Genomic DNA, 20140 nt, shown 5'->3' with positions numbered 1-20140 from the left:
CTGTCCGGCTGGACGGAGCGACCCTCGCCGGATTGCAAGCGGCGCGCCGAACTGATTGCGATGATGCTCGATAGGTTCGGCGCAACAGCAACCAACGGACAAACAAAAGGCGAACAATCAAACGGAACTGCCGCCTCCAGAATGACCGGGCACACTGTTACGTAATCTTCACATACTGCTGCTCAAGTGCCGCGCGGGCACGCCCGCCCGATGCCACAAGGCATGCGGGGCGCTGCTATTTGCATCAATGGTTCACCGGGCCCTGGTGAGTGGCTTTAAACCCGGTAAAACTCGATATCCTGCCCGGCATGCACGGCGCGTTTCAACCACTCTGGCATGTCGCCTATCCCGTCCCATGTGTCGCCGTTAGCGCTTCTGAATACCGGCGTGGTGCCGTTGGCGCTATCCGGCAACGATGGCATTGACGGCAGTGCGCGCTTGGACGCCGCGCTCGAACCGTTGGTCATTGGAGGGGGAGTGACGGAAACTGGCACGTCGGCCAATGCTTCGGCCAGCGCTGTTTCGGAAATGCCAAACTCAGCCATTCGGCTGCGCAAATAGGCAATGATGCTGTCTCGCTTTCTTTCGTCCACGGCTGTCCTGATTCAGCTTTTACTTTCTTGAAGGCGAGCCATCTGCCCGCGCGGACCGGGGCGGCTCGAGGAATGTGTGGGTTGACTAAAATCGTGGCGCGCCGAGTGACGCGCGTCAATTAGTGTAATACCGCAAATTGCCGCTTTAACTCGCAGTGCCCAATAATCGGGCGCTGCGAGCGCGCGGCTCGACAAACTGGTTACTGTGTTTGAGATCGGTGCGAGATGCGTAAGCCGCCGGATCAGCGGCTGTAGCTCACGACCAGATCGGTGCACGGCTGGCGGCTGCGCATGTTGCAAAAACACCATGCATGCAGCCGCTATTTTCAACAATTCGTCCAGACAACCGCGGGCGCCACGAAGAAATGATAGCGCCGAATGCCGCTATTGTATGCCTAAATCATTTTAGCGATTATGTTGCTCGCCCGGTAATTCCGCGCCGTGCGCACGAATTGCCGCAATGAGTTCCGCCGGCGTGATTTCATAGCGCACTTCACGATGGATGCCGGCCTTCCTTTCATCAATCTCTATCAGCAAAACGGCCTTGCCGTCGGGCGCAGGTTCGAGGCGCAACGTCCGCACTTCCTGACCGGTAGCTTCATCGCGCTCCGTCAGCAAGGTCATGGATCCTGTGGCGGGACTTCTGGTCATTCAATTTCTCCCTTGCGATATCCAACATCTTATCTGTTGAGACCCTTCGAACGGCTTACCCACCGCTGCCGTTCACAGGAAGGCACTAAAAGCGGGCGCAGGACGGCGGATCTCAAAGCCGCCGTCCTCATTATTGCTTGTCAAAACGATACCCGTCCAGCGTCCGAATGCGTGTTCGCCGCGCCGCTTAGCAGTTGACATCCGCCAGATAGCCGTAAAGCTGCAGCCGGTGCTATGCCGCCACTGCCGCGCGGGCCAGCGCGGTGATCTCGAACGAGCGCAGGCGGGCCGCGTGATCGTAAATTTGCGCCGTCACCATCAACTCGTCCGGCTGGGTTTGTTCGATCAGCGAGGCAAGGCCGGCCTCCACCTGACGCTGGTCGCCGATCACCGAGCAGGCGAGCGAATGCTCCACGCCGGCGCGTTCGGCCTCGTTCCACGGAATCTGCTTGACGGGCGGCGGCAACTGGCCGGGCGTGCCGCGTCTCAGGTTGATGAATTGCTGTTGCAACGATGTGAAGAGAAATTCCGCTTCTTCCGTGGTGTCGGCGGCAAAAACATTTACGCCGACCATCGCGTAAGGGCGGTCGAGTTGCTTCGACGGGCGGAATTGCGTCCGGTAAACCTGCAGCGCGCTCAGCAGGTAGTCGGGCGCGAAATGCGAAGCGAAGGCGAACGGCAAGCCGAGCGCGGCCGCGAGCTGGGCGCTGAAGGTGGACGAGCCGAGCAGCCAGATCGGCACGTTCAGCCCGGCGCCCGGCACGGCGCGAACGCGCTGGCCTTCCACCGGATCGGCGAAATAACGCTGCAATTCCACGACGTCATCGGGAAAATTGTCCGCGCTGCCCTGTAGATCGCGGCGCAGGGCGCGGGCCGTCGTCTGGTCGGTGCCGGGGGCGCGGCCGAGGCCCAGATCGATACGCCCGGGAAACAGCGATTCCAGCGTGCCGAACTGCTCGGCGATCACAAGCGGCGCGTGGTTCGGCAGCATGACGCCGCCTGAGCCAACGCGGATCGTGCTCGTGCCGGCGGCAACGTGCCCGATCACCACGGAGGTCGCGGCGCTGGCAATCCCGGTCATGTTGTGATGCTCGGCCAGCCAGAATCGCAGGTAACCGAGTTTTTCGGCATGCTGGGCCAGTTCGCGCGAGTGGCGGAACGCGTCGGCGGCGGTAGATCCGAGGGGGACAGGGGATAAATCGAGAACTGAAAACGGGATCATTGCGGCTTCCATGGCTTCGTGTACTGGCGGCGCGCGGGACCGGCGATCCGGTTCCCGTCAAGCGCCAATCCCGGATAAAAATCCAGGACGCACCTTACACGCGGGTAGAAGCCGATTGTGCCGAAAGTCAGGAAAGTCTGCCGCGACCACGCTCAACGCCCTCAGGCGAGGCGGGGATAACCGCGTTTGACCGCGTCCATCTCGATTTCAAGAATGCTGGAGTAGTCGTCGAGCGGGCGCCTCGCAAAACCGTGGAGCTTGAGCCGTTTTGCCAAAGGACGATCGTGCTCGACGGCGTCGGCGAGTGCGCTCACCAGTGCGTCGATACCTTCCGGCGGCACGCGTTTCGATGCAATCAGCGGCAAGCCCGGCGCACTTCGAGTCGTGCCGATTTCGACCAAACCATGGGCAAGGTCCGGAAGGTGATCGAGCACGAACGCGAAGCTCACGCAGTCGATGGCGGCAACATCGGCGCGGTCGTCCTGCAGGGCCTGCAGCGACGCCAGATGTCCGCCCGTTTCGATCACCGACGCGAAGAACGGTTGCCCGCTGGCGAGCGGCGCGACCGCGCTGCGCAGCAGGTTCATGCCGCTGTTCGAATCGGGGGTGTTGTACGCCGCGCGCAGACCGCGGCATTGCGCGAGCGACGTTACATTGGCCGCAGCCCGGGCGACCAGGACACTGTGATAATCGCCGGCCTCGCAGCCATCAACGGTGAAAACGGGCGTAGTGACTGGCTGCACGCGTCCGGCGAGCGCCCGCACCAGCGGATAGCCGCACGTCTGCGACAGCAGCAGGTCGTCACGCAGCCAGCATTCCTGCAGGGACGGCTCGGGATCGGCTAGGGCGAGTGTGTCTCCGCGGGCGTCGAGCCATGGCCGCAGGCTCTGGTGCACATGGTCGAGCAAAGCGCGCCAGTCGAGAGCAAGTGCCGGCGTGACGTTGTACATCGGTAATGCGGCCACCCAGTTCATGCAAATTCTTTCCCGTTGCGCCAGCCGATATCAATACCGCCACCCATACCGGCATCCGGCCGGAAAGACACGTCAGACGGGCTGCGCCGCGTCACCGCCAAGCGTTGCTGAGCCGGCGGACCCCGCCTTAGCCTGTGCCATCTGATCGGCGGCGCGTGCATGAAGCGGATGCAACGCGGGCGCAATCGGTTGGACGCCATGCCGCACAAGCCATTCTTGATAACCGCGCACGATAAAACCGCCATTGCGCGCCAGATACGCACCGCGATGCCCATGATAGACGCTTGCCACCGCAAACCACGGCACGCTCGGCAGGTCGTGATGAACGGCGTGAAAATTGTTGTTGAGGAACAGAAGGCGCCAGGCCCACGACGCTTCGTTGATCACTGAGCGTTCGGCGACGTGATCGGCTGCGCGATGTTCCTGGAACGAACGGATCGCACTTAACGCGAGCGCCGGATACCCAACGCCGACTATGAAAAGCGCGGGACTGATGCCGCAGCGGCGCTCGAGCCATGTCGCTAGCAGTCCGAGCAGGACGAGATGCAAGGCCCACGCTCCTGCGATACGGCCATTGCCCCGTGCAATCTGGGTGAACGCCGACAGAATCGTTTCCACGATGGAAAACCAGGGGCCGAGCAGGATGCGCCCCAAGAGCGTGTTGCGGACAACCAGCAGGAAACGCACAACCACCCCGGCGCCGCGCCAGCGTTCAGCGGACACGAAATAGCTTTCCGGGTCGAGATCGGGATCGGTGAGATGGACGTCGTCATGGTGGCGCAGATGCGACTCGCGATACACCGCGTAAGGGAACCAGACCGCGAGCGGGGCGACGCCGAGCAGCGCGTTGAATAAGGGAAAGCGTGTCGGATGGCCGTGCAGGAGTTCATGCTGCAATGACAAATACAGGCACGACAGCACGGCGAGGATGCTTACCGCCAGCGGTATTCCGATCGACCGTGCGTTAAGCGCCGTCGCGAACCAGCCGCCATATACGGCCACGATCAGAAGCCAGGTGGGCCATTCGCTGCGCCAGCGCCAGGACGCGCGTAGTTGCTGGATTCGATGGCGTTGAGCATCATCTATATAAAGGCTCATGGCAATTCACTGACGGAACGAGCCACGATCTTAGCGACGCTTCGCGGCCTGCCAAACCAAGCATTCCCGCTAAGCTTGTTCCCGTGTGAAGAATCGAGGCTTGAGCGGTTGCGCACGACGAGAGTCAGCGGACCGGGGCCTCTTTATGTGACTTACGGGGCGCTAGGGCGCACAGCGGCGCGGGCGAGACCCGGGAGCGCGTTCGGCCTCGCGATAGTTCGAAAGCTTATGGTAAGAATATTTATCGTGAGGTCGAAGCACGCCTGAAACACGACATCTGGCGACCCGAAGGCCGCCGTCGATTTCGCGCACGAAGCGCGATGGCGAAAGCGCCGTAGTTACGCCGCTTTCGCCCAAAGCCTGTTGGTTGTTCTTTTACGCCCGGTACTGGGGTCGTCCTGTGGTTGCGAGAACAAGTCCAGCACTTTGCGCAATGCATCTACCCGGCGCCTTTGCGCCGGCACCAGTACGTAACCGGTGCAGACCGCGGTCAAGCGTTCCTGCCAGTACTCAACGTTGAGCGTACCGGCCGGTTGATGACTCATCGCCCGTAACTGGCCTATTGCCCGTTCGATATGCTGAAGTTCCGCGTCGGCTTGTGTCGACGTTCTTGGGCCTTCTGACGTCGGCGATCTTTTGGCTTTCATCCTGCACCCCATTCTTGCCGGCCAGCTTCTGAGCGCGCTGTCGATTCTCTCGATGACTGGTGCGTTCATTGCTGCGTCCAGCTATACCCCTTCGCCTGCGCGTTTATGGTCGCGTTGGGCGGCCCCCGGTTTGATTCGACCGTTGATGCATAGTCGCAAGGGCAGGATGCATGCACTGTCTGAAATCGCACATTGAAGGCACCGAGCGCACGATGAACCGGCCGATGCAAACGTTTTCCGTGTGCTGGGCCACGAAGCGAGTGCGCCGAACGAGGCTAATACCCGGCGGAACAATGCTTGGAACCGGCAGTGGGATCTCGTGCGGGCAAGAGGGCGATCGAGAGATTGATACGAAGCGGTTTCAACAGCGCAGGTGCGTTGACCAGGTCCAAAGACATCGTGTGACGCCCGCGAAAAGACGCCCGCGAAAATGCGTCACTCGTCTTCTGGACTCCGAGACTTGCCGCTGCGTTTTATCTGCTCGTCCATGGCCAGGTCGAGCTTGCTGACGCGTCGCGGTTTCTCTGGCCTGAGCCCGTTCACAAAAGCCACGAAATCATCCATGGTCTGTGGTGCGGACAGTTTTTGCTCACCGCTTGCCGCGCGATCGACGAGATAGAACAGCGCGCCGCTCAGGCTGACGGCGGCATAGTGCGGGTTGCCGGAGCGTGTCTTGAGACGCTCCACGGCGTTGATGGCTTTAGTCGAGCGCACGATCGAACCGGTAAAAAAGCAAGGCCGAAGATGTTGTCAGACCGGCGTCATGAACCACCTCGCCAACCTGCTTCAAGGTCGAAGTCAGACTCAAGGCGCGCATTTCTTGCTCGCACCTTCGAGCCACAGGTTCGACACATGCCGCTCGCCCGGATAAAACCGGTACGACGTTTCGCCGTTATCGAAGCGAACCTTGATCACGTTCGAATCACCGAATTCGAGCATCGTGCCTTGGGGGATAGGTGTTTGCTTGAACGTGGCGTTGTGTTTCTTCGCTTCATCCGTCAGGCACTGGACGATGCTCGCCACCGACGCGTTAGGCGCCGTTTCGACCTCCGGCTGACCGGCATCGGCGTTATGGAACTGGGTGGTACAGGCTTGCAACAAGAACAGCGGAAGCGCAAGAGCGCAGGCAATCTTTTTCATGGTGTCCTTTCAAGGTTTGCGACCGCCTTCACAACGAAGTGTTCGATTACGGCAATCCGACATTACAGCATAGCGGCCTTACGTTTTCCGTCCGCGCAAATCCTCGCGGGCCCTCGCGCGGGTCCTGACCGGCAAGGACGAAAACCCGCCGTTGCCTACCCGCTTGCCAGACGTCGCGGACCATCGCGGACGTTCAGGCATCCGGCGGCACGCCGAGAAGCTGCATGGTGCCACCGACCACGCCTGAAAACACCGGCCCTGCCACGGTCCCGCCGTAGTAGGAGCCGGCTGACGGCTCATCGATCATCACGGCGACTATAACTTGCGGGTCGCTCATCGGCGCCATGCCGACGAACGACGCGCGATACTTGTTCGCCGCATACGTGCGCCCAACCTGTTTGCGCGCCGTGCCTGTCTTCCCGCCCACACGATACCCATCCACCGCTGCCGCACGTCCCGTGCCACGGGGTCCCATCGCGAGTTCCAGCATGTCGCGCACAGCCGCCGCAGTCGCGGGTTTCGTGACTTGCACGGGTTCCCGCGCAGCCTGGCCGCGAATCAAGGTGGACTGCCGGAACTCGCCATTGCCCGCGTAGGCCGTATAAACCTGTGCAATCTGCAATAGCGACAACGACAGGCCATAACCATAGGCCATCGTCGCCTGCTCGATCGGACGCCAGCGTTCGTATGCCCGCAGGCGTCCGGTGGCCGCGCCCGGAAAAGTCAGGTCCGGCGCCTGGCCAATGCCGTATTCGCGATACTTGTCCCACACCGTCTGCGGGCGAAGCTTGAGCGAGAGTTTCGTCAACGCGATATTGCTCGACATCTGCACGGCTTCGGAGACCGTGATGACCCCGTGGTTCGACGTATCGTGGATCACGTTCGGCCCAAGCTTGAACGTTCCCGGCGATGTATCGATACGCGTGTCCGGCCGCACGTAGCCCAGGTCGATAGCCAAGGCCGCCACTAGCGGCTTGATGGTGGAGCCCGGCTCGAAGGTGTCGGTCAGCGCGCGGTTGCGCAATTGCTCGCCGGTCAGGCGCGCACGGTCGTTGGGATCGAAGGTCGGATAGTTTGCGAGCGCGAGGATTTCTCCATTCTTCGCATCGAGCACGACCACGCTGCCCGCACGCGCGCGATGCTTCGCGATGGCGGCGGCCAGCTGCGTGTGCGCGAGTTGCTGGATACGGCGGTCGATAGTCAGATGAATGGTCTCGCCATTCTCCGGCAACGCCACTTCGCCGATCTCCGACACCACGCGCCCAAGCCGGTCGCGAATCACTTCGCGCTGGCCGTGCTCGCCAGTCAGCCGCTCGTTTGCTGCGAGTTCGATGCCTTCCTGACCCTTGTCTTCGTTATCGGTAAAGCCGACGACGTGAGCCGCCGATTCTCCTTCGGGATAGAAGCGTTTCGTGTCGGCCACTAGCGTTACGCCTGCCAGCCCGGTTTCAGCGATACGCGTGGCCGTGTCGGCATCGACTTGCCGCTTAAGCAGTACGAATGAGCGTGTACCGTCGAGGCGGCGCGCCAGTTCTTTTTCGGGCATATCGATCAGGCGAGCGATTCCTGGCAGGGTCGCGCGATCCAAGCGCGAGGGCGTCGCCCAGATCGCATAGGTCACGAGACTCACGGCCAGCATCGCGCCGTGGCGGTCGACAATGCGCCCGCGTGTCGCGCTGAGTTCCAGGGTGCGTTGATAGCGCTTTTGCCCCTCGCCGATATAAAAGTCCTGGTTCACGACCTGCACCCACAACGCACGCGCGGCAAGTGACGCGAACGCGCTGAAAATCAGCACCACGACCAGTGTGGAGCGCCACCGGGGCAGCCGGTTTTCGAGCACTGCGTTTTTCACGGGTGTCCGATAAGATTCATGGGCTCGCTTGTCGGTTTTACGCATCGTGACGATCAGGACGCAGTGGACGTGATGGACGTTGACAACCGCACGATGCGCTCGAGCACGTCGTCAAGTCCGCTGGCTGGGGTTTCACGGCGGGTATCGGAATCCTTGGCGGGCAATGCGAGTCCGAACACGTCCTGCAGCACGCCGCGCAATTCTTCAGCGCTTGTGAGCTCGCGTTTGGATTCTGTCTTGCCACGCTGGCTCAGGGTCGTGTCGAACAAGGTCTGCCGCTCTCCGGGCATGACCCGCGCCGCGATCAGGTGGTCAACGAAGATCGACTCGGGATACGTCGACACATAATGGTTCGCCATGGCGTAGTCGGCGGGAAATTGCGGTTCGAGGTCGAACCGGTAGATTGGCCGCCAGGCATCACCGAGCTTCACTTGCAGGAGGAAATCGCCGCGCTCGATCAGGTCGAGGCGAAACGGCTCGTGCGGCGTCGCCTGTTCGCGGCCCGTGTCGAACAGCAGCGGGGCGCTGAGCGTCATGCTGCCGAAGCCGACATCCGCGAGCCAGGTGTCGTCGGGCGTTTCGACCAGCAGCATCATGTGGGTGCGCGGGGTCATGGCAGCCGGGTCGTTCCACAGTACACGCGCGGCGAGCCCCGTGGTGTCGAAGCCGAGCGTGTCGAGCACGGCGCGAAACAGGAGGTTGTGTTCATAACAATACCCGCCGCGCCGCGCGCTCACGAGCTTGGCGAACACGGACTCCAGATCGAGACGCGGCGTGCGCCCGAGCAGGGCGTCCAGGTTTTCGAACGGGATGACTTGCGGATGCAGCCTGTGCAGCGCGTATAGCGTCTCTGATGTAGCCTGCTGAGGCCCGGTGTAGCCGATGCGGTCGAAATAAGCGGCGAGTTGCGCCGGGGAGAGTGTCTGATTCATGTGGAACTCCTGCACGGGGAATGGAAACGAGGCCGGGCGAGCCGCCGCGAGGTGCCGACATTCTACGGCACAGCCCGCGCGCCGATTACATATTGCATACGCCACGCAGAAGTCGAAAATGCAGAAGCAGATCGTTTGGGCAGGATTTGGAACTGTGACGTGCCCAACATGGTCTTTAATAAGCAGTGCGCTCAACTCTTCTTTAAAAGAACCCTATGTCGACCCCACTCGCTACCGCAACTTCCTCCCCGCAGCCTGCCGGCAAGCATCCCGCTCCGCCTTGCACGCTCGTCATCTTCGGCGCAGCCGGCGACCTGACCAAGCGGCTGCTGATGCCGGCGCTGTATAACCTGTCGTCCGATGGCCTGCTTGACGACAAGATGAAGATCATTGGCGTGAACCATGGCGAGCTCGAGACGAGCGCCTGGCGCGACCAGCTGACCGAGTCGCTGAAAAGTTTCGCCGCGGATAAAGCCGGCGCCTTCCACACGTCCAAACTCGACGACCGAGCGTGGAACTGGGTCGCGGATCGCCTGCAATACGTGGCTGGCGAGTTCGAGACTGACGACGTATTCAACAAGCTCAAGCAGACGCTGGGCGACAGTGGAAATGTCATTTTTTATCTCGCTGTCAGTTCGCGCTTCTTCAAGCCGATCGTCGAGCGACTTGGCCGAGCGGGATTGCTGAAGGAAAGTGACCAGGGCTTCCGGCGCGTGGTGATCGAAAAGCCTTTTGGGCACGACTACGCATCGGCGAAGGATCTCAACGAGAGCATTCTCAAGTTCGCCGGCGAGAACCAGATTTATCGTATCGATCACTTTCTCGGCAAGGACACCGTGCAGAGCATCCTCGCGGTGCGCTTCGCGAACGCGTTGTTCGAGCCCATTTTCCGGCGCGAATATATTGATCACGTGCAGATCACGGCGGCGGAAACCATTGGCGTCGAAGCGCGCGGCGGGTTTTACGAGCAGACGGGCGCCTTCCGGGACATGGTGCCAAACCATCTGTTCCAGTTGCTCGGCATGGTCGCCATGGAACCGCCGAATTCATTCGATGCGGAAGCCGTGCGCGACAAGAAAGCCGAAATCTTCGATGCCATCCAGCCGCTGAAACCCAATGACGTGGTGCTCGGGCAGTACGAAAAATCGGGGACCATGGCGGGGTATCGGGAAGAAGCCGATGTCGCGCCGGATAGCCAGACCGAGACGTACGCGGCGGCGCGGGTGTTCGTCGAGAACTGGCGCTGGGCCGGCGTGCCGTTTTATCTGCGCACCGGCAAGCGGATGACGGCGCGGCGCACTGAGATATCGGTGCAGCTGAAAGCGGTGCCGTTCCTGCTGTTTCGCGACACGCCTGTGGACACCCTCGTGCCGAATGTGCTGACCTTGCGTATTGACCCGGAACACGGCACGACCTTTGATTTCAACGTGAAAGTGCCCGGGCCGGTGATGCAGGTCGGAGCCGTCAAGTCATCGTTCAAATACGGCGATTTCTTCGACGAGAAGCCGAACGTCGGTTACGAAACGTTGCTGTACGACTGTATGCTCGGCGACGAGACGTTGTTCCAGCGCGCCGATAGCATTGAAACAAGCTGGGCGGCTGTGGACGGCGTGCTGCATCCCGAAGGCGGGCCGTTGCCGGTGCATGGCTACGCTTCGGGCAGCGCGGGACCGAAGGAAGCCGATGAGCTGTTGAAGGCCGATGGCCGCGCCTGGCGCCCGCTGGCGGACGAGCACACGCAGAAACCCGATCACGACGACAAGAACTGAGGAGAACAGTATGGGGACAGCAGCACGCAAGACAGCAGTGAAGAAGACCGCAGCAAGCAAGACAGCCGCAGGTAAGACAGCCAGGCGCTCGATTGCGAAAGAACGGATTCTTGCGATCGATGTGGGCGGCACGGGCCTGAAGGCCGCGATTATCGATGCCCACGGGAAGATGGAAACCGAGCGGGTAAAGGTGGCCACGCCGCATCCGTGCCCGCCGGATGTGTTGGTACAGAAGCTGGTGGAACTGGTCGGGCCGCTGTTGACGCCGCTGCCGGCCACGCAGATCTCGATTGGTTTTCCGGGCGTAGTGCGGGACAACCACGTGCTGACCGCGCCAAACCTCGGCAACGAATTCTGGCGCAACGTGCCGCTCGCGCAGATGCTGGCCGTGCACCTGGGGAACCTGCCGGTGCGCATTATCAACGACGCCGAAATGCAGGGGCTTGCCGCCATCGAAGGGAACGGCATCGAGTTCGTACTGACGCTTGGCACGGGCGCAGGCACTGCGCTTTTCCGCGATGGCGAACTCATGCCGCATCTCGAGCTGGCGCATCATCCGGTCAGCAAGAACAAGACGTACGACGAATATATCGGCAATGCGGCGCGCGACAAGGCCGGCAACAAGCGCTGGAATCGCCGGGTGGAGAAGATCATCGGTATCCTGAGTTCACTCGTGAACTACGACCGTCTGTGGATTGGCGGCGGCAACGCAGCCAATCTCAATTTCGACTTGCCGGATAACGTGAAAGTGGTCTCGAACGAGGCGGGCATCGAAGGCGGCGCGCGGCTCTGGCACCCGCGTTCAGTGCGCGAGACGCGGCAATTACCCGCTGGAGCGTTTGAATGACATCCATTGGCGCTACCGGTCTGAAGCTCGGTCCGGGTCATGGCGATCCGGAGCAGGCGCTGGCGGCGCTGGCAAAGGTCGAACTCGTGATCTCGGATTGTGACGGCACCTTGCTCTACACGGACAAATCGCTTGGTGAGCCCGCGAAGGAAGCCGTGCGCAATCTCACTGCCGCGGGTGTCCGCTTCACGGTGGCGAGCAGCCGGCCGGGCAAGGGCATGCATTCGATCGTGGAAACGCTTGGGGTCCAGTCGCCGTTTGCCGCTTTCAACGGCGGCAAACTCGTCGATCCCGCCGGCTGGAAAACCCTGAATGCCCACTGGCTGCCGCGCGACGCCGCGCAAACGGCCTTGGAAAGCCTGGAGCGCGACGCAGTGGACGCGTGGGTGTTCATTGACGACCAGTGGTACATCACGAATCCCGGCGGCGAATATGTGCCGCTGGAGCGCCGGACGGTGGGATACGACGCGGTGGTGGTCAAGCGTTTTGAGGATATCGACCTGGACTCGATCGAAAAGATCGTGGCGTCGACGAAAGACGCGGCGCTGCTGCAACGAAAGGAGGCGGAGTTTCAGGACACGCTCAAAGGCCGCGCCATGGCGATGCGCTCACAAACCTATTACCTCGACATCACGCATCCGCTCGCGAACAAAGGCGAGGGCGTGCGCGAATTGGCGCGGCTGGCGGGCGTTGCACTGGAAAACGTGGCGGTGTTGGGGGACATGGGCAACGACGTCGCCATGTTCGACGTGGCCGGCGTTTCCATTGTCATGGGGCAGGCGTGCGCAGACGTGCAATCGCACGCGACGTTTGTGTCGGCCACGAACGATAAGGACGGCTTTGCCGCAGGCCTCAACGGATTGCTGGCGGCCCGGAAGGGAAAATGAGGTGGGTGGCTGGACACGCGTGAACTAAATATGCGTGATTTACAACGCGTGATTCACGACGCGTGAGAGAGCGACATCGGCGCCATGCGATGCTGAATGGCAGCATCCAGCGGTGGCGCCGACGAAGCGTTGCTCTCGACCCCGGCGCGAACAGTAGCGTGCGGGACTCGCTTTAACAGCGCGTCACGACAGCATTCTGCTTAGCGGCGACGCATTTGCGGACGTTGACCGCCGCCCGTTGCGCGTTCGTCCTTGTGCCGGAAGTTGATCCGGCCTTTCGTCAGGTCATACACCGACAATTCCAGCGTCACGCGGTCGCCCGCGAGAATCCGGATGTGGTTTTTGCGCATGCGGCCCGATGCGTACGCGCCCACGACCACGCCGTTGTCCAGCGTCACGCGGTAGCGGCTGTCGGGAAGCACTTCGTCAACAATGCCGTCCAGCTCGAGTAACTCTTCTTTCGCCATATAAGCTCCTTAAATCATGTATTCGATGCGATTGTATGCGAGACCGGCCCGACCCCGCGATGCCTTTTAACGCCTGACAGTCGACTCTAGTTACAGATCCGCAACAGTCTGGCCATCGATTTGACCGTCGATCAGCTTTTCCGCATGCAACAAGCACGCCCGGCGAGCCTGGCCGCCGTTTTCAAACGATCCGGTCTGCTCAATGCGGAACACGCGGCTTTCGCCCGTGGCTTCCTCGCCTGCCGGCGGCGCGCGGCGGATGCGTACCGACGCTTCGTAGCCGGTATCCGCTGCACGGACTGCAGCACCACCGTCGCGGGCGCCACGGGGGTAAATCAGCGGATGAATTTCATAACCTTTGTACGTCTTAAGCGGCTTGACCAGTTCTTTCATGTTTCCTGAATTCCTATATTGCGCCCGCCCGGGCATCGAAATGATGCGGCCGATGCCTTGAAAACCACCACGGCGATCGATCAGCGCCCCTTGGCACGTTCGGTCGAAAGGCGTTAACAAGCAAAAAGCGAGCAAAAGATCGAGCAAAAAATGACGCGCGGCGCACACATGGCGCAGCCGCTCGCTGGGCTGTAGGTGTTGAAGAACGTCGCGGTAACACGTGTGCCGCCCAATTTGCGCTGCCCACGCATTACCCATGCAACCATGCGCGGTACAACGCGTGGAAACAAGCAACCGTCGACGTCGCTGCTGTTTAAACTTTGAAGACGAATGCAGGGCCGCGTCCAGTTGCGGAGCCCACACTGCCGGGGCGATGACATTCAGCCAAGGCGTTGCGCTGAAATGTTGGGTGGATCGCTGTTGCCGTGGCAAACACGCTGCGCCAGAAGCGCACTATGCAATATTAGACAGCAAATCAGAAAAAAGTTCCGCTGTCGCCGGAGGCCCCGCCTCTCGATGCTGCAATACTTACAAGTCGACCGGCGGGAGCTGCTGTTTCCGCGCAGTTTCCGTCGAGTCGTCTTTTGCCACCCAACCGCCTTCCAGCGGCATCGAAGCATCCATTATAACCATCATAGCCATCCTGCCCTGCGGAACCGCCAGTAAAGGCCAATGTCCACCACGAGCATCACGCAAATGACCGCCGGATAGCCATAAGCCCAGTCGAGCTCCGGGATGCGATGGAAGTTCATTCCGTAGATCCCCGCGATCATGGTGGGCACGGCGAACAGCGCCGCAAACGAGCCCAGGCGCTTGGTCACTTCGCTTTCAGCCAGCGAAATCAGGCCCAGGTTGACCTGGATCGCAGTCACGATCATTTCGCGACGCCCTTCGATTGTTTTCACGATGCGCAACAGGTGATCGTAAACATCGCGGAAATAGTCCTGCATGCCGGTACAAATTCCCGGTGCGCGGCCGCCGTAGAGTTTGCTGACCGCTTCCAGCAACGGCGCGGTGTGATGCTGAAGCAGCACGAGGCGGCGCTTCAGGGAGTACAGGTCTTCAATGATGACTCTCGACGCCGCCGACCCGTTGCGCGTGAAAATGCGTTCCTCGAGTTCGTCGAGCTCCGCGCCGAGCGTCTCCAGAATGGGGAAATAGCGGTCCACCACGTTGTCGATCAGTGCGTACATCACGAACGCCGGGCCATGCTCCAGCAAATGCGGCTCGCGCTCGCAGCGCTGGCGCACATCCTGGAACCCCTGGCTCGTCCGGTTGCGAACGGAGAGCACATAGTTGCTGCCCACGAACACGTTGATCTCGCCGACCACCAACTCGTTGTCGGAATCGAGTTCCACCGTGTGGAGCACGCAAAACAGCGAGTCCGCGTATTCGTCGATCTTCGGACGCTGGTGCCCCTTCTGGGCGTCTTCCACCGCGAGTTCGTGCAGCCCGAACTGATGCGCCATATGCGGGAGTTCGCCCGGTCCCGGGTCTTTCAGCGCGACCCACACGAAGCAGTCGGGGACGTCCCGATACGCGGAAATGTCGTCGATAGCGACGTCGGCTAGCTTGCGGCCTTTCTGATAAGCCGCACAATTGACCAGCATGGATTCCTGCCCCTCTCGCACGGTGATGAAACCGGCGCATGCCGCCTTTCGCGAGCGTCTTTCGCAAGGACAGGCAGCGCGTGACGGGGGCATGGCCGGACTTGCCGTGAATCTTAGCGGATTTGTCAGGCGCTTACTGCGCGAGCGCCGTATCCCGTCGTCTTGCAACGCAGCCGCCGCGCGGGTCATGTCTCGCTATGCGAATAGTCCGAGGTCACTTCTGAACCAAGCCGGCGCGGTTCCACCTGTGGCGCCAGGGTGTTGTCGCGTTTCGTGAGCTTGCCTTCCACGGAAGCGCCCACGTCCATGCGCAGTTGCTGATAGTAGATGTTGCCGTTCACATGCGCATTCGATTGCAGTTCGACAAAATGTTCCACTGTGACGTCGCCCGTGATCGTTCCGTTGATCACGATGTCGTAGGCAGTGACGTTGCCCGTGATCGAACCCTGGTCGCTGACCACCAGCAGCGTTTGCTCGCCTGCGCGACCGGTCACGTTGCCCTTCACATGTCCATCCATGCGCAGGCCGTCGCTGAATTCGAGGTTGCCGGCTATCTGGACATCGTGTGCGATCAGCGTAGCCAGCTTGGCTTGACTGACGCCGGGAGATTTTTTCTTGAACATGGGAAAACCCCTTGTGGTCTGGATTGCAAAATGGTTGCCGGTATTGGACGTACCGATGTGCCGGCGTGGAGGGCGGTTTCGGGATTGGTCAGTTGGATTTGTCCCGCTGACGCTTGAGGAAGGTCAGGTCAGTTCGCATCTGGTGGATCTGCGCCAGGCTTTCGGACGCTTGTTGCTCCATGACGAGCCGTGTCGCCACCTCGTGGTCTAGCGCAATGCGCGCCTTCGACAGTTGCTCGCGGATCTCGCGTTCGGACATGGGCGGCGCGCATAGCGCGTCGGTCTTCCTGCTGTTGTCGCGCGACGTGACGAGCGCGAAGCCGGCCGCGGCCAGCGCCGCCGCGGCGCAGGCCGCGGCAATCGTGCCGAGCATCAACATGGGCCAGGTCGGGCCGCGTCGCGACGTCAGGGAATAGGTGCGGCGCGTGAGCTTGTGCGTCGGCCTGTTTCGATCAGCTTGCGGCATTGGATTTCAGCTTGAAGAGCGCGAGATAAGGTGTGGGATTGACCTGCGTCCCGTCGATGATTACCTCGAAGTGCAAATGCGGTCCGGTCGAGCGGCCCGTCGAGCCGATTTCGGCAATCTTCTGGCCGGGCATGACAAGATCGCCCACCTTCACGAATATCTTCGATGTATGCCCGTAGCGGGTGATCACGCCACTGCTGTGCTGGATATCGACGGCATTGCCGTATCCGCCGTGCGGTCCCGCTTGCACCACGCGGCCCCCGGCGCTCGCGAAGATGGCCGTGCCGGTGGGGGCGACCAGGTCGACGCCCGGATGAAAGTTCAGGTGTCCCGTGAACGGGTCGATGCGGTTGCCGAACGGCGAGCCGGAACGCGCGCCGGGCGCGGGCTGGCGGCCCGGAAACGCCATGTATGACGCGTAGTGCGCGAGCACGGCGTCATCGAGGGCGCCAATGGTTGCATCGAGGCAATCCAGCGCGCTTTGCGTGTGCTTCAGGCGCTGCGGCGCGGTACCGGCAAGCGCGGCGCGCGGGGCATCGCAGAGCCGGGGCGGCAGGGAGGGACCGCCCGACGCGCTGCTGTCGAGCGGCGTTTCATCATCGTTATCAGGAAGCGGTGGGACCACGTGGATATCCGGGTGGTCGGCTGCGCGTCGCGCCGCTTTCAATTGTGCTTCGAAGTCCTGAAGTTCGTTCACTTGTGACACGAGTTCGATGACGCGCGGTTCGATATGCGTGAGTGTCGCGCTGATCTTGCCGAGTTCATCGATTTCATAGGAGCGCCGCTCCGTTTGCGTTTTCTCTTCGGCTGCGTGGGTGTTGCCCATTGCTGCACCAATGGCAATTCCGAGCGCGAGTGCGGCCAGGATCATCGCAATGACGGCGACGATCACCATGGCGCGGACAGTGCGTGCTTCGACGAAACGCACGCGTTGGTGCGACACGTTCCGGCGGGACCAGATGACGAACGCCATCAGGGCACCGGGCGCGCCAATCGCGCAGGCAAAAGCTCGGCCACAAAACGACGCGCGGGCGGAGGATTGCCGGTCTGTCTGCGAGTGTTAATAATGAGATGGATAAAGGTCACGTCCATGTGAAAACGCCGCAGCAGGGCTACGGCGGAAAGCCTTATGGGCGGACGATTATGCACCCGTTACGCGAATCCGTATCTCATATATAAGGGGAGCTGAACAAACGCGAAATTCATGGCCTCGCCGTTTCGCTCCATAGCATCTCGCGCGCCTCACCCATCAGCAGCGGACGATTGATTTCAGCCACTGTTCGCAGGAAGTCCCACACCGCCGTGATGCGTTTCAATTTGCGTAAATCTTCACGGCAGGACAGATAAAACGCACGCGTGACGACAATGTCATCGGCGAGAACGGGCACGAGGCGTGAGTCCTGCGCGGCCATGAAACACGGCAGGATCGCGAGCGAGCGGCCCTGTAGCGCGGCGTGATATTGAGCGATCACGCTGGTGCTGCGCCAGCGCGACACGGCACCCGGAACCGCGCGTTCGAGATAGAGCAGTTCGTAGCTGAAGGCGAGGTCGTCGATATAACTCGCGAAGCGATGCGTCGCGAGGTCTTCCACTCGGCTTAACCGTTCGTGTTGATCGAGGTAGTCGCGCGTGGCATAGAGGCGCAAGCGGTAATCGCAGAGTTTGGTGTAGACGGTCTGGCCGTGTTCCGGGCGCTCGAGCGTGACGGCGATATCGGCCTCGCGCTTGGACAAGCTGACGAAGTGCGGCACCGGCAACAAGTCGATGGAAATCTGCCTGTGCGCGTCCTGAAAGCGGGCGAGCTGCGGCGCAAGGAAGAAGCAGCCGAAACCTTCGGTCGAGCCGACCCGAACATGCCCAGAAAGTGCGTGTCCGGTGTTGGCAATGTGCTCGGTCGCCGACTGGACCGTGGTTTCCATCGCGTCGACGTACGCCAGCAGGCGCTGCCCTTCGGCGGTCAGGATGAAGCCGCCGCTGCGGGATTTGTCGAAGAGGAGGGTGCCGAGCGCGTCCTCCAGCGCCCGCACGCGGCGTGCGACGGTCGTGTAATCGACCCCCAGACGCTTCGCCGCGCCGCTTGCACGCTGGGTTCGCGCGACTTCCAGGAAGTACCGGAGATCGTCCCAATTCAGGTGGCTGTCGCCCGGGGTCGTGCTTTTTTGCATATTGGATGGGTATTTGTATCCATACTTCGAAGAGATTTGCATAACTATACTGAACCTTGTGGACTCGCCCTGCACGCGTTCTGTACCTTCGCGTAATGGCTGAGGCGACAACATTCAAATAATCCGGAGACGATTTCCCCTTGGCGACCCGCGCGGCGTTCCTGCGTGCGTCCGCCTGTCTGTGTCTCCGCATCCCGTTCCCGCCAGGAACGTTCCCGTTTCAAGGAGCCTCTCTCATGAATACCGCTGCTGACCGTCCGGCCCAGGCCGAACAATCCAACGCCGGCGTGCGCACCGCCAAATTGCTGATCGACGGCAAGTTCGTTGAATCGACGACGCAAGAGTGGCGCGACATCGTCAATCCTGCGACCCAGGACGTGGTCGGGCGAGTACCTTTTGCGACCAAGGCAGAAGTCGATGCCGCCGTTGCGTCGGCGGCAAAAGCGTTCCAGACGTGGCGCCTCACCCCGCTTGGCGCACGCATGCGCGTGATGCTGCGGTTCCAGGACCTGGTGCGCCAGAACATGAAGCGGATCGCGCAGACGCTGACAGCCGAGCAGGGCAAGACGCTGCCCGATGCCGAAGGCGATATCTTCCGCGGCCTTGAAGTGATCGAACATGCGTGTTCGATCGGCACGCTGCAGCAGGGCGAATTCTCGGAGAACGTCGCGGGCGGCGTGGACACGTACACGCTGCGCCAGCCGATAGGCGTGTGCGCCGGCATCACGCCGTTCAACTTCCCCGCGATGATCCCGCTGTGGATGTTCCCGATGGCGATCGTTTGCGGCAACACGTTTGTGCTCAAGCCATCGGAACAGGATCCGTTGTCCACCATGGAGCTGGTCGAGCTGGCGCTCGAGGCGGGCGTTCCGGCGGGCGTTCTGAACGTCGTGCACGGCGGCAAGGACGTGGTCGACGCAATCTGCACGCATCCCGACATCAAGGCGATTTCGTTCGTCGGATCGACGCATGTGGGTACGCACGTGTACAACCTCGGCAGCCAGCACGGCAAGCGCGTGCAGGCCATGATGGGCGCGAAGAATCACGCCGTCGTGCTGCCCGATGCGAACCGCGAGCAGACGCTTAACGCGCTTGCCGGTGCGGGTTTTGGCGCGGCGGGGCAGCGTTGCATGGCAACTTCGGTCGTGGTGTTCGTGGGGGCATCGAAGGACTGGTTACCGGAGCTGGTCGAGCGGGCGCGCGGCTTGTCCGTGAACGGCGGCACGGAGGCGAACACCGACGTTGGCCCGGTCGTCTCGCGCTCAGCCAAGGAACGGATCCTCGGGCTGATCGAAGCAGGCGTGAAAGAAGGCGCAACGCTTTCGCTGGATGGTCGCGACGTGACGGTCAAGGGTTATGAGAAGGGCAATTTCATTGGCCCGACGGTGTTCTCAGGCGTCAACACCGACATCACCATCTACAAGCAGGAAATCTTCGGTCCGGTGATCTGCGTGCTGGAAGCGGCAACGCTTGACGATGCCATCGCGTTGGTCAACCGCAATCCGATGGGCAATGGCGTCGGGCTCTTTACGCAGAGCGGGGCGGCCGCGCGCAAGTTCCAGAGCGAGATCGATGTCGGCCAAGTGGGGATCAACATTCCCATTCCCGTGCCGGTGCCGTACTTCAGCTTTACCGGCTCGCGCGGGTCGAAGCTCGGCGACCTCGGGCCGTATGGCAAGCAAGTCGTGCAGTTCTATACGCAAACCAAAACGGTCACGTCGCGCTGGTTCGACGACGCGACCGTCAACGACGGCGTCAACACGACTATCTCGCTGCGCTAAGCCGGCTGTCACGCAGCCAGCTC

At 61.4% G+C, this 20140-nt stretch carries 21 protein-coding genes; 4 read left to right on the top strand and 17 right to left on the bottom strand.

All coding sequences use genetic code 11. The features are described from left to right. Positions 1 to 275: 275 nt before the first annotated feature. The 10 genes from BSU04_RS32735 to BSU04_RS32690 all read right to left on the bottom strand — a co-directional run bounded on the left by BSU04_RS32735 (position 276) and on the right by BSU04_RS32690 (position 9109). Complete coding sequence (locus BSU04_RS32735) at positions 276 to 593, bottom strand: H-NS family nucleoid-associated regulatory protein (protein ID WP_089164426.1); 318 nt, start codon at positions 591 to 593, stop codon at positions 276 to 278. A gap of 405 nt (positions 594 to 998) precedes the next feature. After that, positions 999 to 1244: a hypothetical protein gene (locus BSU04_RS32730; RefSeq protein WP_062088545.1), complete on the bottom strand. Its 246-nt coding sequence runs from the start codon at positions 1242 to 1244 to the stop codon at positions 999 to 1001. Positions 1245 to 1476: 232 nt separating this feature from the next. After that, positions 1477 to 2466 carry an LLM class flavin-dependent oxidoreductase gene (locus BSU04_RS32725; protein ID WP_089164425.1) on the bottom strand — a complete coding sequence of 330 codons (990 nt, stop codon included), beginning with the start codon at positions 2464 to 2466 and terminating at the stop codon, positions 1477 to 1479. A gap of 161 nt (positions 2467 to 2627) precedes the next feature. Next, entirely contained in the window at positions 2628 to 3440 is an 813-nt protein-coding gene (locus BSU04_RS32720) for a phosphate/phosphite/phosphonate ABC transporter substrate-binding protein (RefSeq protein ID WP_089164424.1), read from the bottom strand. Between the two features lie 72 nt (positions 3441 to 3512). After that, complete coding sequence (locus BSU04_RS32715; protein ID WP_089164423.1) at positions 3513 to 4538, bottom strand: fatty acid desaturase; 1026 nt, start codon at positions 4536 to 4538, stop codon at positions 3513 to 3515. 338 nt (positions 4539 to 4876) lie between these two features. After that, positions 4877 to 5185 (bottom strand): hypothetical protein, encoded by a 309-nt coding sequence (locus BSU04_RS32710; protein ID WP_089164494.1) that lies wholly within the window; start codon positions 5183 to 5185, stop codon positions 4877 to 4879. Positions 5186 to 5620: 435 nt separating this feature from the next. Then, positions 5621 to 5899 carry a hypothetical protein gene (locus BSU04_RS32705; RefSeq protein ID WP_089164422.1) on the bottom strand — a complete coding sequence of 93 codons (279 nt, stop codon included), beginning with the start codon at positions 5897 to 5899 and terminating at the stop codon, positions 5621 to 5623. Between the two features lie 90 nt (positions 5900 to 5989). Further along, on the bottom strand, positions 5990 to 6325 hold the full coding sequence (locus tag BSU04_RS32700; RefSeq protein ID WP_089164421.1) for a hypothetical protein: 336 nt from the start codon (positions 6323 to 6325) through the stop codon (positions 5990 to 5992). Between the two features lie 193 nt (positions 6326 to 6518). Further along, complete coding sequence (locus tag BSU04_RS32695) at positions 6519 to 8222, bottom strand: peptidoglycan D,D-transpeptidase FtsI family protein (RefSeq protein WP_089164420.1); 1704 nt, start codon at positions 8220 to 8222, stop codon at positions 6519 to 6521. Between the two features lie 8 nt (positions 8223 to 8230). Beyond that, positions 8231 to 9109, bottom strand: a complete 879-nt coding sequence (locus BSU04_RS32690) for an arylamine N-acetyltransferase family protein (RefSeq protein WP_089164419.1) — start codon at positions 9107 to 9109, stop codon at positions 8231 to 8233. A gap of 215 nt (positions 9110 to 9324) precedes the next feature. Here BSU04_RS32690 and zwf point away from each other — a divergent pair, with 215 nt between their 5' ends. Genes zwf through BSU04_RS32675 form a run of 3 tightly spaced genes read left to right on the top strand, consistent with a single transcriptional unit; the run spans position 9325 to position 12612 of the window. After that, positions 9325 to 10878 (top strand): glucose-6-phosphate dehydrogenase, encoded by a 1554-nt coding sequence (gene zwf, locus BSU04_RS32685; RefSeq protein WP_089164418.1) that lies wholly within the window; start codon positions 9325 to 9327, stop codon positions 10876 to 10878. A gap of 10 nt (positions 10879 to 10888) precedes the next feature. After that, entirely contained in the window at positions 10889 to 11725 is an 837-nt protein-coding gene (locus BSU04_RS32680; protein WP_089164417.1) for an ROK family protein, read from the top strand. Continuing rightward, positions 11722 to 12612 (top strand): Cof-type HAD-IIB family hydrolase, encoded by an 891-nt coding sequence (locus BSU04_RS32675; RefSeq protein WP_089164416.1) that lies wholly within the window; start codon positions 11722 to 11724, stop codon positions 12610 to 12612. Before BSU04_RS32680 ends, BSU04_RS32675 begins: the two co-directional genes overlap by 4 nt. 200 nt (positions 12613 to 12812) lie before the next feature. Here BSU04_RS32675 and infA read toward each other — a convergent pair whose 3' ends face one another. From infA to BSU04_RS32640, 7 genes are all read right to left on the bottom strand, one after another. Beyond that, complete coding sequence (infA, locus tag BSU04_RS32670; protein WP_031361766.1) at positions 12813 to 13079, bottom strand: translation initiation factor IF-1; 267 nt, start codon at positions 13077 to 13079, stop codon at positions 12813 to 12815. Positions 13080 to 13169: 90 nt separating this feature from the next. Next, positions 13170 to 13463 (bottom strand): hypothetical protein, encoded by a 294-nt coding sequence (locus BSU04_RS32665; protein ID WP_174254562.1) that lies wholly within the window; start codon positions 13461 to 13463, stop codon positions 13170 to 13172. A gap of 641 nt (positions 13464 to 14104) precedes the next feature. Further along, entirely contained in the window at positions 14105 to 15082 is a 978-nt protein-coding gene (gene corA, locus BSU04_RS32660) for a magnesium/cobalt transporter CorA (RefSeq protein ID WP_089164415.1), read from the bottom strand. Positions 15083 to 15267: 185 nt separating this feature from the next. Beyond that, positions 15268 to 15705 carry a bactofilin family protein gene (locus BSU04_RS32655; protein WP_089164414.1) on the bottom strand — a complete coding sequence of 146 codons (438 nt, stop codon included), beginning with the start codon at positions 15703 to 15705 and terminating at the stop codon, positions 15268 to 15270. Positions 15706 to 15793: 88 nt separating this feature from the next. Continuing rightward, positions 15794 to 16084 (bottom strand): hypothetical protein, encoded by a 291-nt coding sequence (locus BSU04_RS32650; protein WP_256983585.1) that lies wholly within the window; start codon positions 16082 to 16084, stop codon positions 15794 to 15796. 73 nt (positions 16085 to 16157) lie between these two features. Next, positions 16158 to 17144 (bottom strand): M23 family metallopeptidase, encoded by a 987-nt coding sequence (locus BSU04_RS32645; RefSeq protein ID WP_089164412.1) that lies wholly within the window; start codon positions 17142 to 17144, stop codon positions 16158 to 16160. Between the two features lie 229 nt (positions 17145 to 17373). Next, a complete protein-coding gene (locus BSU04_RS32640) occupies positions 17374 to 18336 on the bottom strand; it encodes a LysR family transcriptional regulator (protein WP_089164411.1) in 963 nt (320 codons plus the stop codon). Between the two features lie 236 nt (positions 18337 to 18572). Here BSU04_RS32640 and BSU04_RS32635 point away from each other — a divergent pair, with 236 nt between their 5' ends. Next, positions 18573 to 20117: a CoA-acylating methylmalonate-semialdehyde dehydrogenase gene (locus BSU04_RS32635; RefSeq protein WP_089164410.1), complete on the top strand. Its 1545-nt coding sequence runs from the start codon at positions 18573 to 18575 to the stop codon at positions 20115 to 20117. The last annotated feature ends 23 nt before the right edge of the window (positions 20118 to 20140 follow it).

This window comes from Caballeronia sordidicola (assembly GCF_002220365.1).
In the GTDB taxonomy this organism is placed as follows: Bacteria; Pseudomonadota; Gammaproteobacteria; order Burkholderiales; family Burkholderiaceae; genus Caballeronia; species Caballeronia sordidicola_C.
Note: the sequence above shows the minus strand (reverse complement) of the source record. Positions and strands in the feature narration are given on the sequence as shown.

Coding starts and splice junctions, on each gene's coding strand:
- BSU04_RS32730 (WP_062088545.1), bottom strand. CDS start 1,244: ATGACCAGAAGTCCCGCCACAGGATCCATGACCTTGCTGACGGAGCGC.
- BSU04_RS32725 (WP_089164425.1), bottom strand. CDS start 2,466: ATGATCCCGTTTTCAGTTCTCGATTTATCCCCTGTCCCCCTCGGATCT.
- BSU04_RS32720 (WP_089164424.1), bottom strand. CDS start 3,440: ATGAACTGGGTGGCCGCATTACCGATGTACAACGTCACGCCGGCACTT.
- BSU04_RS32715 (WP_089164423.1), bottom strand. CDS start 4,538: ATGAGCCTTTATATAGATGATGCTCAACGCCATCGAATCCAGCAACTA.
- BSU04_RS32710 (WP_089164494.1), bottom strand. CDS start 5,185: ATGAAAGCCAAAAGATCGCCGACGTCAGAAGGCCCAAGAACGTCGACA.
- BSU04_RS32700 (WP_089164421.1), bottom strand. CDS start 6,325: ATGAAAAAGATTGCCTGCGCTCTTGCGCTTCCGCTGTTCTTGTTGCAA.
- BSU04_RS32695 (WP_089164420.1), bottom strand. CDS start 8,222: ATGCGTAAAACCGACAAGCGAGCCCATGAATCTTATCGGACACCCGTG.
- BSU04_RS32690 (WP_089164419.1), bottom strand. CDS start 9,109: ATGAATCAGACACTCTCCCCGGCGCAACTCGCCGCTTATTTCGACCGC.
- zwf (WP_089164418.1), top strand. CDS start 9,325: ATGTCGACCCCACTCGCTACCGCAACTTCCTCCCCGCAGCCTGCCGGC.
- BSU04_RS32680 (WP_089164417.1), top strand. CDS start 10,889: ATGGGGACAGCAGCACGCAAGACAGCAGTGAAGAAGACCGCAGCAAGC.
- BSU04_RS32675 (WP_089164416.1), top strand. CDS start 11,722: ATGACATCCATTGGCGCTACCGGTCTGAAGCTCGGTCCGGGTCATGGC.
- infA (WP_031361766.1), bottom strand. CDS start 13,079: ATGGCGAAAGAAGAGTTACTCGAGCTGGACGGCATTGTTGACGAAGTG.
- corA (WP_089164415.1), bottom strand. CDS start 15,082: ATGCTGGTCAATTGTGCGGCTTATCAGAAAGGCCGCAAGCTAGCCGAC.
- BSU04_RS32655 (WP_089164414.1), bottom strand. CDS start 15,705: ATGTTCAAGAAAAAATCTCCCGGCGTCAGTCAAGCCAAGCTGGCTACG.
- BSU04_RS32650 (WP_256983585.1), bottom strand. CDS start 16,084: ATGTTGATGCTCGGCACGATTGCCGCGGCCTGCGCCGCGGCGGCGCTG.
- BSU04_RS32645 (WP_089164412.1), bottom strand. CDS start 17,144: ATGGCGTTCGTCATCTGGTCCCGCCGGAACGTGTCGCACCAACGCGTG.
- BSU04_RS32640 (WP_089164411.1), bottom strand. CDS start 18,336: ATGCAAAAAAGCACGACCCCGGGCGACAGCCACCTGAATTGGGACGAT.
- BSU04_RS32635 (WP_089164410.1), top strand. CDS start 18,573: ATGAATACCGCTGCTGACCGTCCGGCCCAGGCCGAACAATCCAACGCC.